Genomic DNA, 1,304 nt, shown 5'->3' on the forward strand with positions numbered 1-1,304 from the left:
TTGATTTTTTTGATGCAGTGTAATAATTTCGCTTTTTGGTCATTCTATTCCCCTCTTATATTAGAAGAATAGCTCTTAAAAATACCTTTTTTTCGTCTAAAAATCCGCGCCTATATCAAAGTAAGCCCATCAGGAGATTAAATAAATGAGTTTAAGCAAATTAGATCTAACGACTTTAGCAAAAGCCAATCCCTATCTAACCCTTGGCAATGCTGATGCTTTAGTAGAACATCAAGAAATACTAGACAGTTTATCGGAAACCGACCAAAAAGAGCTCGCTACCAACTTATTATTCCATTGCCCCGACAAAGAATTAAAAGCCTTAGGCCATGCTATTCGCGCTATTAAACCACACGATAAAGACAATGGCTGCTTTTACCATGTGCTTAATCGTGGTTTTGAAACTAGAAGTAGAATTAAAGGCTTATATGACCCAGCCAATGCTCATCCTCATTATCTTCTTTCTGGTGCTGATTTTGCGGCTGATTTATTTAATGAGTTCGCAGAACTTTCTGCGCGCCTTTTAGATAAAAAGGAGTTAGCCATTGCCTGTAAGCTTGCGTTAACAACCCCACAAGAGGCGCGTAATAGCTTAGCCCGAAATGTACGAACTGCTTTTCCAGATAGCCTATTGTCTACCAAATTAGGTGCAGCTTTTGCACTAAGAAGAGAAATAGATGTCTCCTTATTAGGTGATGCGCCTTACAATTTCTTTTTAAGTGCTGAGTTTAATAAAGACAGTTATTTAGAGTTTGCCGAATTATTTCAGCTAATTGATGATAAAGTAGAGGAAATTGCCGCTAAAATGGCAGGAACCCCCGAAATAAAACGGGCGCAAGTTTTAGAAAATATGATTGCCCTCTTCCCTGGTAGCAGCTTAGTTGAGAAAACCACTGACTTATTTGCCGCACCGGTTAAAACCAAAGCGCCTGTGAGTGGCATGTTCCAAGTAGCAAGCCCTAAAGCGACGAGCACACAAAAGGACTCTACCCCAACCAATACTTTCTAATCAACCTTTTACCTAAGCTGGGTCGCTCTGGCCCAGCCCAATATGACGCCTCAAGCACACTCTATTTCGCCTTTATAGCAAGCCCTTAAATTATTTTATTTCATTGATCTTCCTAGGCTTTTTATAATAAAGTCCGGTTTTTTAGAATAATATTGCGTCTCTTAAATCAACCCATCTAAATTACTCATGTTACGCACGGTCAATTTTAAGCTGCCATATTTTTAAGCTCCTGCCAAGCAATCTGGTTCGCTCTAAGAATCAATTTGTACTTAATAGCAAAGTGATTTAAATGAGT

Annotated in this window: 1 protein-coding gene; it reads left to right on the forward strand. The window is 38.9% G+C overall.

The window, feature by feature from the left end; genetic code table 11:
- The first annotated feature begins 145 nt into the window (after positions 1 to 145).
- Entirely contained in the window at positions 146 to 1,009 is an 864-nt protein-coding gene (locus ELY15_RS15830; RefSeq protein WP_127101727.1) for a hypothetical protein, read from the forward strand.
- Positions 1,010 to 1,304 lie beyond the last annotated feature (295 nt).

This window comes from Legionella sp. km772 (assembly GCF_003989735.1).
Taxonomy (GTDB): domain Bacteria; phylum Pseudomonadota; class Gammaproteobacteria; order Legionellales; family Legionellaceae; genus Legionella.

Coding starts and splice junctions, on each gene's coding strand:
- ELY15_RS15830 (WP_127101727.1), top strand. CDS start 146: ATGAGTTTAAGCAAATTAGATCTAACGACTTTAGCAAAAGCCAATCCC.